The 15,254-nt window shown below is 63.9% G+C and carries 18 protein-coding genes; 8 read left to right on the plus strand and 10 right to left on the minus strand.

Features of this window, described 5'->3' with window-relative positions:
* Positions 1-74: 74 nt before the first annotated feature.
* Genes LB568_RS13010 through LB568_RS13035 form a run of 6 tightly spaced genes read right to left on the minus strand, consistent with a single transcriptional unit; the run spans position 75 to position 5,483 of the window.
* Entirely contained in the window at positions 75-1,685 is a 1,611-nt protein-coding gene (locus LB568_RS13010; protein ID WP_013895848.1) for an NTP transferase domain-containing protein, read from the minus strand.
* Entirely contained in the window at positions 1,682-2,386 is a 705-nt protein-coding gene (locus LB568_RS13015) for an XdhC family protein (RefSeq protein ID WP_013895849.1), read from the minus strand. Before LB568_RS13015 ends, LB568_RS13010 begins: the two co-directional genes overlap by 4 nt.
* Before the next feature lie 6 nt (positions 2,387-2,392).
* Entirely contained in the window at positions 2,393-2,731 is a 339-nt protein-coding gene (locus LB568_RS13020) for an XdhC family protein (RefSeq protein ID WP_023764193.1), read from the minus strand.
* Between the two features lie 50 nt (positions 2,732-2,781).
* Positions 2,782-4,026 (minus strand): vWA domain-containing protein, encoded by a 1,245-nt coding sequence (locus LB568_RS13025; protein ID WP_224730342.1) that lies wholly within the window; start codon positions 4,024-4,026, stop codon positions 2,782-2,784.
* Between the two features lie 3 nt (positions 4,027-4,029).
* Positions 4,030-4,959 (minus strand): AAA family ATPase, encoded by a 930-nt coding sequence (locus LB568_RS13030; protein WP_013895852.1) that lies wholly within the window; start codon positions 4,957-4,959, stop codon positions 4,030-4,032.
* A complete protein-coding gene (locus LB568_RS13035) occupies positions 4,956-5,483 on the minus strand; it encodes a flavin reductase (protein ID WP_224730343.1) in 528 nt (175 codons plus the stop codon). Before LB568_RS13035 ends, LB568_RS13030 begins: the two co-directional genes overlap by 4 nt.
* Positions 5,484-5,663: 180 nt before the next feature.
* Here LB568_RS13035 and LB568_RS13040 point away from each other — a divergent pair, with 180 nt between their 5' ends.
* Both LB568_RS13040 and LB568_RS13045 read left to right on the plus strand, forming a co-directional pair.
* Entirely contained in the window at positions 5,664-6,731 is a 1,068-nt protein-coding gene (locus LB568_RS13040) for a branched-chain amino acid ABC transporter substrate-binding protein (RefSeq protein WP_224730344.1), read from the plus strand.
* Positions 6,731-7,756, plus strand: a complete 1,026-nt coding sequence (locus LB568_RS13045; protein ID WP_224730345.1) for a P1 family peptidase — start codon at positions 6,731-6,733, stop codon at positions 7,754-7,756. The genes LB568_RS13040 and LB568_RS13045 overlap by 1 nt, the downstream gene beginning before the upstream one ends.
* A 9-nt stretch (positions 7,757-7,765) precedes the next feature.
* Here LB568_RS13045 and LB568_RS13050 read toward each other — a convergent pair whose 3' ends face one another.
* The gene (locus LB568_RS13050; protein ID WP_224730346.1) at positions 7,766-8,020 is read right to left on the minus strand and encodes a DUF2171 domain-containing protein; all 255 of its coding nucleotides are present in this window, start codon (positions 8,018-8,020) and stop codon (positions 7,766-7,768) included.
* A gap of 134 nt (positions 8,021-8,154) precedes the next feature.
* Here LB568_RS13050 and LB568_RS13055 point away from each other — a divergent pair, with 134 nt between their 5' ends.
* From LB568_RS13055 to purB, 3 genes are read left to right on the plus strand one after another with little or no spacing between them, the layout of a single operon-like run.
* The gene (locus LB568_RS13055; protein WP_224730347.1) at positions 8,155-8,880 is read left to right on the plus strand and encodes a DUF2259 domain-containing protein; all 726 of its coding nucleotides are present in this window, start codon (positions 8,155-8,157) and stop codon (positions 8,878-8,880) included.
* Positions 8,877-9,389, plus strand: a complete 513-nt coding sequence (locus tag LB568_RS13060; protein ID WP_224730348.1) for a hypothetical protein — start codon at positions 8,877-8,879, stop codon at positions 9,387-9,389. The genes LB568_RS13055 and LB568_RS13060 overlap by 4 nt, the downstream gene beginning before the upstream one ends.
* A 59-nt stretch (positions 9,390-9,448) precedes the next feature.
* Positions 9,449-10,756 (plus strand): adenylosuccinate lyase, encoded by a 1,308-nt coding sequence (purB, locus tag LB568_RS13065; RefSeq protein ID WP_224730349.1) that lies wholly within the window; start codon positions 9,449-9,451, stop codon positions 10,754-10,756.
* Positions 10,757-10,953: 197 nt separating this feature from the next.
* On the opposite strand, the gene LB568_RS13070 is transcribed toward purB, so the two are convergent.
* Entirely contained in the window at positions 10,954-11,766 is an 813-nt protein-coding gene (locus tag LB568_RS13070; RefSeq protein ID WP_224730350.1) for a VOC family protein, read from the minus strand.
* A gap of 239 nt (positions 11,767-12,005) precedes the next feature.
* On the opposite strand from LB568_RS13070, the gene LB568_RS13075 reads away from it, so the two are divergent.
* Both LB568_RS13075 and LB568_RS13080 read left to right on the plus strand, forming a co-directional pair.
* Entirely contained in the window at positions 12,006-12,554 is a 549-nt protein-coding gene (locus tag LB568_RS13075) for an RBBP9/YdeN family alpha/beta hydrolase (protein ID WP_013895860.1), read from the plus strand.
* A 142-nt stretch (positions 12,555-12,696) separates the two neighbouring features.
* Positions 12,697-12,876, plus strand: coding sequence for a hypothetical protein (locus LB568_RS13080; RefSeq protein ID WP_174324783.1), 180 nt, complete (start codon positions 12,697-12,699; stop codon positions 12,874-12,876).
* Positions 12,877-12,907: 31 nt separating this feature from the next.
* Here LB568_RS13080 and LB568_RS13085 read toward each other — a convergent pair whose 3' ends face one another.
* Both LB568_RS13085 and LB568_RS13090 read right to left on the minus strand, forming a co-directional pair.
* Positions 12,908-13,681, minus strand: coding sequence for an HpcH/HpaI aldolase family protein (locus LB568_RS13085; protein WP_224730351.1), 774 nt, complete (start codon positions 13,679-13,681; stop codon positions 12,908-12,910).
* Between the two features lie 160 nt (positions 13,682-13,841).
* Positions 13,842-14,162, minus strand: coding sequence for a DUF1476 domain-containing protein (locus LB568_RS13090; RefSeq protein ID WP_013895863.1), 321 nt, complete (start codon positions 14,160-14,162; stop codon positions 13,842-13,844).
* A gap of 276 nt (positions 14,163-14,438) precedes the next feature.
* Between LB568_RS13090 and purC the strand changes: the two genes are divergently transcribed.
* Positions 14,439-15,233: a phosphoribosylaminoimidazolesuccinocarboxamide synthase gene (gene purC, locus LB568_RS13095; protein ID WP_013532127.1), complete on the plus strand. Its 795-nt coding sequence runs from the start codon at positions 14,439-14,441 to the stop codon at positions 15,231-15,233.
* Positions 15,234-15,254 lie beyond the last annotated feature (21 nt).

Raw genomic sequence — 15,254 nt, forward strand, 5'->3', positions numbered from 1 at the left:
GGCCGGCAGGCCAGAGGGGGGTGCGACGGTACGAATAGCCATCCCCAAGCCATGCTTAATTCAGTTCGGGTTTGTCAATCCTGCAGCACCCCGCCGGCGCCTTCCAGCGCCTCGCGGGTATCGACATCGACGGATGCGCCCTCGCCGATCTCGACGTCGACGACGTCGAGCCCTTCGGCTTCGACCAGATGGCGTGCGCCGGTATCGCCTTCGAGATGGGCGACGGCGGGGAATAGCGAGCGAGGCAGAAGCACCGGGTTGCCGCGCTTCCCAAGATGCGAGGCGCGGACCACGGAATTGCCTCCGGCCCGACGGAATGCGTCGATCAGCCGGTCGAGATCGTTGGACGCGACACCCGGCATGTCTCCGAGAACGATCATCACGCCGGCGGTGTCTTGCGGCAGATAGGCAATCCCGGCTTTCAACGACGTGGACAGGCCATCGGCAAAATCTGGATTGTCGGCGAAGGTGACATCCAGGCCCGACAATGCCGCGCGCACCCGTTCGCGCTGATGGCCGGTGACGACAATCGTGCCCGCGGCCTTCGAGGCGAGAGCGCGCTCGGTGGTGCGGCGCACCAGCGGCTTGCCGTCGAACAGCGCCAGCAGCTTGTTCGGCCCGCCCATGCGGCTCGACCGGCCTGCCGCCAGGAGCACGGTCGCGACCTTGAGCTGGTTCTTGGCCGGCACCGGTTCGCGCGGCTGCGGCCGCGTCGGGATTTCCATCAGCAGCCCGCCGACGCCCATGCCGGCGATGTCGCGCGCGGTGACATCGAGGCCGGCAACCAACCGATCGAGCACCCAGTCGAAGCCGTTTTCCTTGGGGCTGCGGGCGCAGCCGGGCGCGCCGATGACGCGCTTGCCACCGAGCGTGCCGAGCACCAGCAGATTGCCGGGATCGACCGGCATGCCCGCGCGGATCACGGTACCGCCGGCCCTTTCGATCGCCGCCGGCACGACATCGGCGAAATCGCTCATCGCGGAGGCGCCGAAGATCACCACCATATCGTTGTCGCGCGCCAGCGCGGCCGCGGCCTCCGCCACGGGCGCAATCTCATGCGGCGTGCGGCGCTCCGCCGTCAACCTGCCGCCCGAGCGCGCCAACCGCGCTTCGGTGACACGCAGCGTCTTGTCGAGCACGCCAGGCTTAGTGCCCGGCAAGACCGTCTGGATGACGCCGACGCGCACCGGCTGGTAGACGTTGACGGCAAAGATCTCGCCGCCGGCACAGAGTTTGGTCACCGTGTCGACCAGCATGGAGGCGACGGCGAAGGGGATGATCTTGACCGTCGCGACCATCTGCCCTTTCTCGACCGGTGCGTGCTGGGCCAGGGTGGCGATGGTGATGGCGGGATCGACGGCGTTGATGGCGTCGATGACAGCGGCATCGACCGTGAAGATGCCGGCCGCCTTGGCATGGAGATTGACCCGGCCGGTGGCGGCGGGCCTCGCCTCGATGCCGCTGAATGTCATGCACTCGGCAATTCTTTGCGCCGCGGCGTCCTCGCCCAGATCGTCCGGGGCCAGCACGGCCGCGACGACCTGCGAAATCCCGGCCCCCTTGAGTATGGAGATGTCTTCGGCGGTCAGCCTGTGCGCCTTGCGAAACCGCCGTTCGCCGGCGGTGGTGGCATGCGCCAGCACCGCGCCTTCGGCCGCGTCGATCGGAATTGGACCGAATTTCACGCTGCCGCGCCTTTTGCATTAAGGCCGCGCGAGCGGAAGGCAAGGATGGTCTGCGCCAGAATGGCGACGGCGATCTCGGCGGGGCTCGCGGCACCGATATCGAGGCCGATCGGCGCATGGATGCGGGCGATCTGGTCGGCGCTCGCGCCCAGCGCCAGCAGGCGTTCGACGCGCTTGGCGTGGGTCTTGCGGCTGCCAAGCGCCCCGACATAGAAGCATTTGGCGTCGAGTGCGGCCTTCAGCGCGAAATCGTCGATCTTGGGGTCATGGGTGACGGCGGCGAGCGCCGTATAGCTGTCGAGCGGCTGGCGCGTCAGCACATCCTCGGGCCATTCGGCATGCAAGGCGACATCGGGAAAGCGGTCAGGCGTGGCAAAGGCGGTGCGCGGATCGATAATCTCCAGGGGATAGCCGGCGATGCGTGCCATCGGGGCGAGCGCCTGGCTGATGTGGACGGCGCCAATGACCAGCAGGCGCGGCTGCGGCAGATGCGCGTTGAGAAAGAAGGTCCGCCCCTCCGCCTCGACGGAACCGGAATTGCCCGATCGAAAGGCCTTGGCGATCGCCGTTCCGAGATCGCCGGCGACGTGGTCGCCCTCGCGCACGATACGATCGCGGCCGTCACCGAGATCGGTGACGAGGATCGCCGCACGGCGGGCGCGGCGCTCGGCATTCAAGGTTTTTAGGGTATATGGATCCATCTGAGATCAGCCTAATCGCTCGACATACACCTTGATGCGGCCGCCACAGGACAGGCCGACCTGCCAGGCAGCCTCGTCGGCAACACCGAATTCCAGCATCCTGGCCTTTCCGGAGCCGATGACGTCGATCGCCTCGGTCACCACGGCGCCCTCGACGCAGCCACCGGAAACCGAACCGTGGAAATTACCTTCGGCATCGATGACAAGGTGGCTGCCGACCGGTCTCGGTGCCGACCCCCAGGTCTCGACCACCGTCGCGATAGCGACATCCTTGCCGTCCTTCATCCAACCTTCGGCGATGATCAGCGGATCGCGGGCTTCATCGAGATAAAGACTGTCGCTCATGGTTGCTTCTCTCAGGGTCTGTTTTTCCAGGGAACAGGGAAAACATATGGTTATGCGGCATGCCTCTCGCCAGCATCCATCCATCGCCGCGGATCGACCGACAGTGCCGATTTCTTATCCAGCGAGGCGCAGAGGTCGGCGAGCGCCTCGAGATTGTGCACCGAACGGAATTCGTCGACATGCGGCAGCATCGCCTTGACGCCGCGGGCGCGCGCCTGAAAACCGTCAAAGCGCAGCAACGGGTTCAGCCAGATCAGCCGCCGGCAGGATTTGTGCAGCCGCTCCATCTCCTCCGAAAGCCCGGCGACATCGTCGCGCTCCAGCCCGTCAGTGATCAAAAGCACCACCGCGCCCTGCCCCAGCACGCGCCGCGACCAAATCAGGTTGAACTCGGCCAGCGTATCGCCAATGCGCGTGCCGCCCGACCAGTCCTTGACCGCCGCCGAACAGTCGGCAAGTGCCGCATCGGGATCGCGGTGGCGCATCTGCCGGGTCAGATTGGTCAGCCGGGTGCCGAAAACGAAAGTGTGCACGCGCCGGCGCTTTTCGGTCAACGCATGCAGGAAATGCAGGAAGATGCGGGTGTACTGGCTCATCGAGCCCGATATGTCGGCCAGCACCACCAGCGGCGGATGGACTTCACGGGCCGAGCGGAATTTCGGCAAGATCAGTTCGCCGCCGGTGCGCGCGGCCGAACGCATCATGGCGCGCGGGTCGATACGGCGGCCATACGCATCGGCCTTGAAGCGCCTGATCCGCACCATGTCGACCGGCAGACGCAGCCCGGCGATCGCCTTCCTGGCGTCGGCGATCTCGGCGGCGTTCATCTGAGCGAAATCCTTGCCCCGCAAAACCTCGTTGCCGGAAAAAGTGAAACGGGCATCGACCTCGATCTCGGGGATTTCCTGCGGCGGCTGGTTCTTCTGGTGGCCTTCGAACATCGCCTGGCTGACGCGGTTCTCGGCCGCGCGCGGCTTCTGCTTCTCCCTGGCGTCGGGCGCCACAGGCGAAAACATCGCCAGCATCTTCTCGATCAACTCGCGCGATTTCCAGAACAGCCGGAAAGCTTCGTCGAAGATGACGTGATCCTCGTGCCGCGAGACCAGCACGGCGTGCAGCGTCCAGTAGAAATCATCGCGCGAACCGATACCGGCGACCAGCACCGCCTCGATGGCGTCCTTGACCGAGGCTGGCCCGACACGCATGCCGGCCTTGCGCAAGGTGCGGGCGAAATAGACGATGTTGTCGGCGATCCGGCCATCCGCTGTCGCCTCTTTCGGTTCGGGGCGCAGCATCCCCTACTCCGCCGCCGAAAGCTCGGCCTTCACCTCGTTGAGGATGCGCCGGCCTTCACCCTGTTCGATGCGGGCTATGTCGTCCTGGTATTTCAACAGCACGCCGATCGTGTCGGATACAGTCTCCGGATCGAGCGCGACCTTGTCGAGTTCGGTCAGCGCACCGGCCCAGTCGATGGTTTCGGCAACGCCAGGCACCTTGAACAGCTCGATCTGGCGCAGTTTCTGGATGAAGGAGACCACCTCGGCCGAGAGCCGCTGGTTGGCCTGCGGCACCTTGCGGTGCACGATCTCAAGCTCACGCTCGGCATTGGGATAGTCGACCCAGTGATAGAGGCAGCGCCGCTTCAGCGCGTCGTGGATCTCGCGGGTGCGGTTGGTGGTGATGATGACGATCGGCGGCTCTTCCGCCTTGATGGTGCCGAGTTCTGGCACCGTCACCTGGAAGTCGGAGAGGATTTCGAGCAGGAAGGCCTCGAAGGCTTCGTCGGTGCGGTCGAGCTCGTCGATCAGGAAGACCGGGGACGCACCCGCCTTGCCGGTCAGCGCGTCGAGCACCGGGCGGCGGATCAGGTACTTTTCCGAGAACACGTTGCGTTCCATGGCGGAGCGGTCGACCTTTCCGGCGGCCTCCTCCATGCGGATCTCGATCATCTGCGCGGCGTAGTTCCACTCGTAGACCGCCGAGGAGACATCGAGCCCCTCATAGCACTGCAGGCGGATCAGCCGGCGGCCAAGCGCCTGCGCCAACACCTTGGCGATCTCGGTCTTGCCGACGCCGGCCTCGCCCTCGAGGAACAATGGCCGTTTCATGCGCAGCGACAGGAAAAGCACGGTCGCCAGCGACCGGTCCGCTACATAGTCCGCGCCAGTCAGGAGATCGAGTGTTTCATCGATCGTCCGCGGCACGGCTCGCGGTTTCAGCTCGTTCATTCTTTCTCCGTGAACGCCGCTGCTCCGCTTTCCAGAACGTGGTAGCCGCGGGCGTGGTAGATCAGCGGCCGCAAATTATCGCCCATGCGCAGGCCTGTCACCTTGCCAAAAAGCACACGATGGGTGGCAAGGTCCTTGGTGTCGATCAACTCACAGTCGAAAACGGCGAGCGCGCCTTTCAAGGTCGGCGCGCCGGTGGAAATCACGTCCCATTCGCCGAGCGCGAAACGCTCCTCGACCGGCAGGCCGGTGATGCCTGAAAACCCGACCGACAGCGGCTCCTGGTGCGAAGCCAGTGTGTTCAGAGCAAATCGGCCGTTCTTCACGAACGGCTCATTCTTGGGATTCTCACGGTTGAGGCAGACCAGAATGGTCGGCGGCGTGTCCGACACCGAGCAGGCCGCGATCACCGTCGCGCCGCGTTTGCCGGCTGGCCCGTTGGTGGTAACCACATGGACGTGACCGGCAAAATGGCTCATCGCGTCGCGATAGGCCTGAGGTCCAATGTCATTCTTCTTCAGCACCAGAATTTTCCACAGCCAGAAACCTCACCGCTATATATGGCTAGACATGACATGCCACAAGCGAAGTGCTTGGCCCATATCGCCAAATTCGCGTGTTGCACCAAGGCCGGGCAGCCTTTAGGTCTTGGCGGGAGCTGGTGCCTGCGCGATGTCGCGGGCTTGGAGGAACACTTCGGCAGGATGCGATCCCGGGCAACGATATCCGCCGCGCTGGCCTGGCTGCTGCTGGCCGGCGCCGCCAACGCCCAGACGCTCACGATCGGCGTTGCCGCGCCTCTGTCGGGACCATCGGCCATTCTCGGCAAGCAGGTCGAGGCCGGTGCCGGGCTCGCGGCGGAAGCAAACGGTGTCGAACTCAAGACCGTGGATGACGCCTGTACCGCCGATGGCGGGGCAGCCGCGGCCAGGGACTTCGTGGCAGCCAAAGTCAATATCGTCGTCGGCTTCCTCTGCACAGACGCGATCGAGGCGGCGATGCCGATCCTGAGGGACGCCAACATCGCGGTCATCACCGTTGGCGTGCGAACCGAAAGCTTGACCGACCGCCGCGCCAAGACCGGATGGCCGGTCTATCGCCTGGGGCCGCGTGGCGACGATGAGCGCAACGCCGTTGCCTCCACCCTCACCCGCCTGTGGCAGAACGAGCTGTTCGCCATCATCGACGACGGCACCATCTATGGCCGCGAGATGGCCGAGACGTTTCGCGCCGCGGCGGAGCAAGCGGCGCTGAAACCCGTCTTCGTCGACACGTTCCGGCCGCAGCTCGACAACCAGATCGGCCTGATCGGCCGGCTGAAGAAGGCCGGCGCCACGCACGTTTTTGCAGGCGGCGATGGCGACGACATCGCCATCATGGGCCGCGATGCCGCACAGCTCCAGGCGGGCATCGTCTTTGCCGGCGGTGAAAACCTGCGCACGCCGCCCGGCGACGTGCCCTATGCGACGGGCACGCTGATGATCGCGCCGCCCGAATGGGCCGATGTCGCCGATCCAAAGGTGCTGGAAAGCTTCGCCGCGCAAAAGATCGTGCCGGACGGCTACACGCTGCCGGCCTATGCGGCGATCGAAGTCGCCAAGGCGGCGTCGGCATTGTCCTCGGGCATGCCGCTGACCGAGGTGCTGACCGGGCATGATTTCACCACGGCGATCGGGCCGATCCGCTTCGACGCCAAGGGCGACCTCAGCCAGAGCCCCTACCGCGTGTTCCGCTTCGACGGCACGCGCTTCGTGCCCCTGGAAGGCAACTGATGTTCCGCACCGGCCCGCGCAACCTGATCACCGATGTCGCCGGCCTCCGCGTCGGCAATGCGACCGACGCCCTGTTGAAGTCCGGGGTGACGACCGTCCTTTGCGACGAGCCGGCGATCGCCGGCGTGCAAATCCTGGGCGGCGCGCCGGGTACCCGCGAGACGGACTTGCTCGAACCGCACAATTCGGTCGAGGCGGTGCATGCCGTGGTGCTGTCGGGCGGTTCGGCTTTCGGCCTCGACGCGGCGTCCGGCGTGCAGGCGGCATTGCGCGAGCGCGGTATCGGCTTCGAGGTGGGCGGCTTTCGCGTGCCGATCGTGCCGGCGGCGATCCTGTTCGACCTGCGCAATGGCGGCGACAAGGACTGGGGCCGTTATCCGCCCTACCGCGACCTCGGCTATGAGGCAGCGCAAACCGCGGCACTGGATTTCCAGCTCGGTACGGCCGGCGCCGGCACCGGTGCGCTGACCGCAGGGCTGAAGGGCGGGCTGGGTTCCGCCTCAACGCTGTTGGACAATGGCGTCACCATCGGTGCGCTGGCGGCCGTCAACCCGACCGGCTCGGTGACCGTTGGCCGCACGCGCCATTTCTGGGCGGCACCTTTCGAAATCGGCGACGAATTCGGCGGGCTCGGCTATCCCTCGCCGATGCCGGACGATGCGAAGAGGATCTTGCTGAAATACCGCGACAAGCATGCCGGGGGGCAGATGGAGACCGGCGGCAACACGACCATCGCCGTCATTGCCACCGATGCCGTTCTGACCAAGGCTGCTGCAAAGCGCCTGGCGATATCGGCACATGACGGCTTCGTGCGCGCCATCTGGCCGACGCACACGCCGGCCGATGGCGACCTGGTGTTCGCGCTGGCGACCGGCAAGAGCGGCATCCGGCTCGAAGCCGACGCGGCAATCGACCTCTATGCCGCGGCCGGCGCCACCATGGCGCGCGCCATCAGCCGCGGCGTGTTCGCCGCAACACCCGCCGAAAACGATCTTTTCCCGGCCTGGTCGTCGCGCCCCGGCTGAACCGGTCGATCACACACGATCGGATCTTTCTTCCTCGAAGGTCACCGCGACATCGGAATTCGCCGACAGCCAAACCTTCTTGCCGTCGACCTCGGCAACCAGCGCCAGAGGGACGTAATGGTGATGGCCCTTGTGAGCGCCCTCGCCGCTGTCGGCCTTGGTCAGCTTGATGCGTTGGCCGTCGATCTTGTCGACGGTGCCGATATGCACGCCATCGGCGCCAACGACTTCCATATGCTCACGAATTTTGCTGGTGTCGGTCATGGTGGTTCTCCATTGGGACTGCCGACAATAACAAACGACCGGCCGATTGGATGCATCGGCTTTCAGGCAGCACGACGTTTTGATCCCATCATGCTAGGGGACTAGACGATCACGAACACCGGGGGTGAAAGACGATGCGGATTCTTTTGTTGTTTGCCGTTTGCCTGTTAGCACAGGTCACGACACCGATCGTGGCCCGTGCCGGCGATGTCGCCGAGCTCGAAATCCTGGGATTCACCAAGGACGGCGGCGTGTTCGCCTTCGAGGAATATGGCGTCCAGGATGGGTCGGGTTTCCCCTACGCCAATCGCTATTATATCGACACCAATGATGACAGCTTTCTCAAGGGAACGCCGATCCGAGTGCGGCTGGACGACGAGACCGCCACGATCGAGGCAGCGCGCCTGCAAGCCCGGCAGAAGGGCGAGGCCATTGTCAGCCAGGCCGAGTTGAGCGCCAACCGCGGCATCACCGCCGGTTTCAATCCGGTGACCGAACTTTCGGCCGATCCGCACCGCATGGTGGTCAACCCTCGCCCGATCTTCTCGCCGGTCGACCAGCCGCTCGAATTCCGGCTGGACGAGCTGGGCATGAACAGCACCGAAGGCTGCGAGAGCCAGGGCGAGATCAACGGCTTCCGGCTGCTGCGCGTCGAGGCTCGGGACGGCGGCACCACCAGGCTGCTGCACGAGGACAAGTCGATTCCCAAAAGCCGCGGCTGCCCGAACGGCTACAGCATCGGTGCGGTCCAGACGTTCTCGATGGACAGCCTCAGCGCCTATGCGGTGGTGATCGCGGTGCGCCAGTACGGTTTCGAGGGGCCGGACTATCGCTGGATCGCCGTGACGGGCCGCCTGTGACACCGCACGCCGCCAGCCCCGGCCCGAACTATGTCCGCCGCGCCTTGCCGGGGTGGCGGACGGCGTTTCTCGGCGCCCTGGTGTGGGCCGTGATGATGGGCGGCAGCGCGCTTCTCAATCTGCTGCTGGACGATTGGGAGACGCCGGAGAAGATACGCACCGTGTCGCTGCTCTTTGCGATGGGTGGAACCCTGGCCTTTCCGTTTGGCCTGTTTGCGGCGCAGTTGCTGTCTCTCGGAAGGCGCAGGGAAGTTGCCTTCGCGGCAGCGTTCGTGTGCCTCGCCGCAGCGACGATCGGCTTGACCGGCGGGCTCTACGCCCTGCAATACCGCTCCTACTATGCCGAGTGGCATGCGCCTGCCCTCACCCACACCTGGGCTCTCCAGCTCGTCTTCACGACCTTGATCGCATTCTACCAGTTCGTGGTTCTGGGCATCCGGCTTTACTTTCCGCTCGGTTTCATCGCCTTGTTCGCGGCGAGCGTATGGTTTGCGCGGCAGCGGCGTTGAGCATTTTGTCCGCCTCTGTTAGGACGCGGGCAAACCTCTCTATATGTCAGGACTGACCGATGATCCCACGCTATTCCCGGCCGGAAATGGTCGCCATCTGGTCGCCCGAAACCCGGTTCCGCATCTGGTTCGAGATCGAAGCCCATGCCTGCGACGCGCTGGCCGAACTCGGCGTCATCCCTAAGGCAGCCGCGAAAACCATCTGGGAAAAGGGCGGTGCCGCGAAATTCGATGTCGAGAAGATCGACGAAATCGAGCGCGTCACCAAGCATGACGTCATCGCGTTCCTGACCCATCTCGCCGAATTCGTCGGGCCGGACGCCCGCTTCATCCACCAGGGCATGACGTCTTCGGATGTTCTCGACACCTGTTTTGCCGTGCAGTTGACCCGCGCCAGCGACATCCTGCTCGCCGATATCGACGGGCTGCTCGCTGCGCTCAAGCGCCGTGCCTTCGAGCATAAGGACACCGTCACCATCGGCCGCAGCCACGGCATCCATGCCGAGCCGACGACCTTCGGCATCAAGCTGGCGCAGGCCTATGCCGAATTCTCTCGCTGCCGCGAGCGGCTGGTGCATGCGCGGGAGGATATCGCCACCTGCGCCATTTCGGGTGCGGTCGGCACCTTCGCCAACATAGAACCCTATGTCGAGGAGCATGTGGCGGCAAAACTCGGGCTGAAACCGGAGCCGGTGTCGACGCAGGTGATCCCGCGTGACCGCCACGCCATGTTCTTCGCCACGCTCGGCGTCATCGCCTCGTCGATCGAGCGGCTGGCGATCGAGGTCCGGCATCTGCAGCGCACCGAAGTGCTGGAAGCGGAAGAGTTTTTCTCGCCCGGCCAGAAAGGCTCGTCGGCCATGCCGCACAAGCGCAACCCGGTGCTGACGGAAAACCTCACCGGCCTTGCCCGCATGGTGCGCTCCATGGCATTGCCGGCGATGGAGAATGTGGCGCTCTGGCACGAGCGCGACATCTCGCATTCCTCGGTCGAGCGGATGATCGGTCCGGATGCCACGGTGACGCTCGATTTCGCGCTGTCGCGGCTGACCAGCGTCGTCGACAAGCTGGTCGTCTATCCGGAGAACATGTTGAAGAACATGAACAAGTTCCGCGGTCTTGTGCATTCCCAGCGCGTCATGCTGGCGTTGACGCAGGCCGGCCTGTCACGCGAGGACTCCTACCGGCTAGTGCAGCGCAACGCCATGAAAGTATGGGAACAAGGCGCTGATTTTCTTGAGGAACTTTTGTCCGACAAGGAAGTGACCGCAGCGCTGCCCGAGGCGCAGATCCGCGAGAAATTCGACCTGGGCTACCACACCAAGCATGTCGACACGATTTTCAAGCGGGTGTTCGGCGAGGCTTGAGGCGAGTTCCCTTCTCCCCGTCACTATACGGGAGAAGGTGCCGGCAGGCGGATGAGGGGCAGCACTGACTTAGGCAATGATCGTGCCCCATCGCGCTTTGTCAAAACGACAATCGCGAGACCTCGGCGCCGCCCCTCATTGCCCTGCCGGGCATTTCTCCCCGTATAGTGACGGGGAGAAAGACGCTCTCGCGGCAATCAAGCCTTGCCAGGCACGGTCCTGATCACTGTGCCCCAAGGGTCCTCACGGGTCATTTCGCTGCTCACATTGTCCGAACGCATCTCGACCCAGGCGAGACCCGATCGCGACGCGTCGCGACGACCCGCACCGGAGCTCTGCCAGGCATTGGCGCCGATGTGGTGGTGGTAGCCGCCGGACGACAGAAACACCGCCTGGCCGCCATATCTGGCCATCGTGTCGAAGCCGAACTCCTGGTTCCACCAGGCTTCGGCTTCTTCCGGCCTGCCGACGCGCAGGTGAACGTGGCCGACAATGCTGTTTTCCGGCGCGCCTTGCCAGCCGGCATCGCCGGCCGGCACTTCGGCGACGACGGAAGGAATGTTCAGCCGTTCGGTCGCCATGGCGATCTTGTCGCCATTCCATTTCCAGTCCTGCGGACGGCGGTCGGCATAGATCTCGATGCCGTTGCCTTCGGGATCGGTCAGGTACAGCGCTTCGCTGACCAGATGGTCGGAAGCGCCCTCGATGGCGATCTTGTCGGCGATAGCATGGTTTATCCAGCGGCCGAGATCGGCGCGGCTGGGCAGCAGGAAAGCCGTATGGAACAGGCCGGCGCTGCGCGGATCGTCCGGCTTGGCGGAAGCATCCGGTTCGAGGACCAGCAACGGACGGCTGCCGGCGCCAAGCGTGATCGCGCCGTCGGCGCGGCTCAACTCCTGCAGGCCGACGACCCTGCGGTAATAGGCTGCGAGGCCTTCGGCATCGCGCGCCTTCAGCCCGACGCGGGCTACGCTCACCGGCGTGGTGGCGGCAAATGGCAGTTCGCTCATCATTGTCTCCGTTGCGGCCACGCTCCACGGAACTCCCAAAGCCAAGAGCCCTGCGCCGCCGATCATCCTACGTCGTGTCAGCGCCAAAATCCGGTCCTTCACGGCTGTTTCTTTCCCAACGACAAATCGTCGATCGCGATCGTTCACACAAGACAGCGAAAAGCGAACATCGTGTTCACCATTACGAGGGGCGCCCATCAGCGGTTGCATGAGATAAGCGCTCTCGCTATCTCAGCGCCATGAAAGTCAAAGACGCAGATATTCTGATCGTTCCGGGCTACACCAATTCCGGGCCTGAGCATTGGCAGACCCGCTGGCAATCGAAATTGTCGACGGCGCGGCGGGTCGAGCAGGCGGAATGGTCAAAGCCGGTGCGCGAGGACTGGACGGCGAGCGTGGCCAAAGCGGTCAATGAAGCCGAGAGGCCGGTTGTCATCGTCGCCCACTCGCTGGGGGTCGCCGCGGCGGTGCAAGCCATTCCGCGGTTCCAGAAGCCGGTCGCCGGGGCCTTTTTCGTGGCGCCGCCCGATGTCGCCAATCCAAAGATCAAGCCAAGGCACCTGATGACCTTCGGCCCCTACCCGCGCGAACCGCTGCCTTTTCCTTCGATCGTGATCGCCAGCCGTAACGACCCGTTCTGCGCCTTCGATGTCGCCGAGGACATTGCCGGCGCCTGGGGCTCGCTGTTCATCGACGCCGGCGAGACCGGGCATCTCAGCGAAGATTCAGGATTCGGCCCTTGGCCCGAAGGCTCCATGACCTTCGCCAAGTTCCTGACGGACCTGTAATATATACGGTCAAAGCCTGAACACGAAGCTGCTCGGCAGGCCATCGCGCAAGTATGCTTCACTCGAATTGTTGAGAGGAGTCGCCGCACTCGTTGTTCTGAATGAGCATTGTTTGCGTGCTTTCGCGCCATTGGCGGAGGGCGTGGTGCTGGCCAGCGGTTCGACCGCATTCGCCGCCGCTGCCGCCATAGCAGGTTCGATTCTCGTGGCCTTGCCGCTGATGGCCTTCAACAACCGCTGGGTTCAAGCGCTCGGCGCCTTGTTCGACAAAGTCGGACGCAGCAGGCCCTCCGCAGCGGCGCCCGCGGCAGCCAAGGCCTGACCACGCGACGCTTGCGGCAGCCGGTTCGGGTTCAGGATCCGATCGAATCCTTGATGCTCTTGAGCAGGGTCTTTGCGCCCAGCGAAATCAGCGCATGCTCCGAGCCAGTGGCCAGCAGACGATAACCCATCGACACGACACGACCGGCTATTGCCGGTTCGACGACATAGATCGCCGCATGCTTGCCGGCCTTGCGGGTGCGCTCGGCAACCGACGCCACCGTCTCCATCATGCTCTCCAGCGTGGAATTGACCGTAGTGCCGTTGGTCCAGGCGATCGAGAAATCCGACGGACCGAGGAAAATGCCGTCGATGCCCGGCGTGTCGAGAATGCCGTCGAGCGCGTCGAGCGCGGCGCGCGTCTCGACCATGGCGAAGGCCATGGTACGTTGATTGGTGTCGCGCAGCCATTCGGCTTGGTCGCCTTTGCCATGGCGTGGAAAAGCATAGGTCGGACCCCACGAACGCTCGCCGAGCGGCGGATATTTCATCGCCGCTGCGAACAGCCTTGCGTCGGCCACCGAGTTCACCATCGGGGCGATGACCGCCTCGGCGCCGAAATCGAGCGCCCGGCTCGCCATGTCGAAACGGCCGACCGGTATGCGCACCAGCGCGGGTTTATTCGCGGCGAGCACCGGCACCAGACCGCGCAGGACGCTGTCCTCGTGATGGCCGCCATGCTGCATGTCCAGCGTCACGGCATCGAAGCCCTGCTTGGCGAGGATCTCGACGGTCAGTGCGTCGGGCACGCCCGACCATGCGGTGACCAGCGTTTCATCGGCGGCGAGACGGGACTTCAGGGACATGGACACTTTCCTTGTTAACGATCGCAGTTTCAGCCGGAAACCATGGCAAAGGCAAAGAAAAACCGCCCGGCTGGACCGGGCGGTCGATTGGTCCAGTTATTCTGTCGCAGGCTCCGTCGCAAAACCGTGGGACACTTTTGCGGAACCAGATTCGGCCGGATCAGGTGTTCTTGATCTGCTCGATCGCTTGCGCCATCAGCTCGTCCATGGTGCGGCGGATCTGATGGTCGGACTGGTCGACGCCAGCGGCATCGAAATCCTTGCGGATCTTGCGGAACACGTCGTGGTCGCCGGCTTCCTCGATGTCGGAAACCACCACTTCCTTGGCATAGACATCGGCGTCAGCGCCCGACTTTCCGAGCTTTTCGGCGGCCCAAAGGCCGAGCGCCTTGTTGCGGCGGGCGGAGGCCTTGAACCGAAGCTCCTCGTCGAATGCGAATTTGCGTTCGAAGCCCTCTTCGCGGTCTTTCATGCTGCTCATGGCGTCCCTCCGGGTCAAATGCGATTCGTTTGCAAAAGGATATGTGTGTTGCCAAAGCACAAACCAAAAGGTCGCGGGCCGGTCAATACGCTTCGTCGCATGCTGCGCTGCGGCATTTCGGTCCCGAAAGCGGTTGATTGGGGGGATTTGCCGATTGAGCAAACGATGTGATTGGGATAGACCCGGCATTGAACCCAACCGTCGCCACACTAATTTAGGCAGACGGACAGGAACTGGTCGCTTGCCGCCTGCCCGCAAATCCAGAGAAAAATTCAGATGAAAAATCGCCGCCGCATTTATGAAGGCAAGGCCAAGATCCTCTATGAGGGACCCGAGCCGGGCACGCTGATCCAGTTCTTCAAGGACGATGCAACCGCGTTCAACAAGAAGAAGCACGAGGTCATCGACGGCAAGGGCGTGCTCAACAACCGCATTTCCGAATATATCTTCAATCACCTGAACCGCATGGGCATTCCGACCCACTTCATCCGCCGGCTCAACATGCGCGAGCAGCTGATCAAGGAAGTCGAGATCATTCCGCTGGAAGTGGTCGTGCGCAATGTCGCCGCCGGCTCGCTGTCCAAGCGCCTCGGCATCGAGGAAGGCACCGTTCTGCCGCGCTCGATCATCGAATTCTATTACAAGGCCGATGCGCTCGACGATCCGATGGTGTCGGAAGAGCACATCACGGCGTTCGGCTGGGCAAGCCCGCAGGAGATCGACGACGTGATGGCGCTGGCCATCCGCGTCAACGACTTCCTCTCCGGCCTGTTCATGGGTGTCGGCATCCAGCTCGTCGACTTCAAGATCGAATGCGGGCGCCTGTTCGAAGGCGACATGATGCGCATCGTCGTCGCCGACGAGATTTCGCCGGACTCCTGCCGCCTGTGGGACGTGGCAACGCAAGACAAGCTCGACAAAGACCGTTTCCGCCGCGACATGGGCGGCCTGGTCGAAGCCTACCAGGAAGTCGCCCGCCGCCTCGGCATTATGAACGAGAACGAACCGCCGCGCCCGACCGGCCCGGTGCTTGTCGCCTCGACCGACGGCCTCAAAGGCAAGCCGCACTAACCAAGAGTTCGAACAGGAGCA

Origin of the sequence: Mesorhizobium sp. B263B2A (assembly GCF_020165775.1) — a bacterium.
Lineage (GTDB): Bacteria > Pseudomonadota > Alphaproteobacteria > Rhizobiales > Rhizobiaceae > Mesorhizobium > Mesorhizobium opportunistum.

Bases quoted from the DNA above. Each gene is read 5' to 3' on its own strand.
- LB568_RS13015 (WP_013895849.1), bottom strand. From the start codon at position 2,386: ATGGATCCATATACCCTAAAAACCTTGAATGCCGAGCGCCGCGCCCGC.
- LB568_RS13020 (WP_023764193.1), bottom strand. From the start codon at position 2,731: ATGAGCGACAGTCTTTATCTCGATGAAGCCCGCGATCCGCTGATCATC.
- LB568_RS13025 (WP_224730342.1), bottom strand. From the start codon at position 4,026: ATGCTGCGCCCCGAACCGAAAGAGGCGACAGCGGATGGCCGGATCGCC.
- LB568_RS13030 (WP_013895852.1), bottom strand. From the start codon at position 4,959: ATGAACGAGCTGAAACCGCGAGCCGTGCCGCGGACGATCGATGAAACA.
- LB568_RS13040 (WP_224730344.1), top strand. From the start codon at position 5,664: ATGCGATCCCGGGCAACGATATCCGCCGCGCTGGCCTGGCTGCTGCTG.
- LB568_RS13045 (WP_224730345.1), top strand. From the start codon at position 6,731: ATGTTCCGCACCGGCCCGCGCAACCTGATCACCGATGTCGCCGGCCTC.
- LB568_RS13050 (WP_224730346.1), bottom strand. From the start codon at position 8,020: ATGACCGACACCAGCAAAATTCGTGAGCATATGGAAGTCGTTGGCGCC.
- LB568_RS13055 (WP_224730347.1), top strand. From the start codon at position 8,155: ATGCGGATTCTTTTGTTGTTTGCCGTTTGCCTGTTAGCACAGGTCACG.
- purB (WP_224730349.1), top strand. From the start codon at position 9,449: ATGATCCCACGCTATTCCCGGCCGGAAATGGTCGCCATCTGGTCGCCC.
- LB568_RS13070 (WP_224730350.1), bottom strand. From the start codon at position 11,766: ATGAGCGAACTGCCATTTGCCGCCACCACGCCGGTGAGCGTAGCCCGC.
- LB568_RS13075 (WP_013895860.1), top strand. From the start codon at position 12,006: ATGAAAGTCAAAGACGCAGATATTCTGATCGTTCCGGGCTACACCAAT.
- LB568_RS13085 (WP_224730351.1), bottom strand. From the start codon at position 13,681: ATGTCCCTGAAGTCCCGTCTCGCCGCCGATGAAACGCTGGTCACCGCA.
- LB568_RS13090 (WP_013895863.1), bottom strand. From the start codon at position 14,162: ATGAGCAGCATGAAAGACCGCGAAGAGGGCTTCGAACGCAAATTCGCA.
- purC (WP_013532127.1), top strand. From the start codon at position 14,439: ATGAAAAATCGCCGCCGCATTTATGAAGGCAAGGCCAAGATCCTCTAT.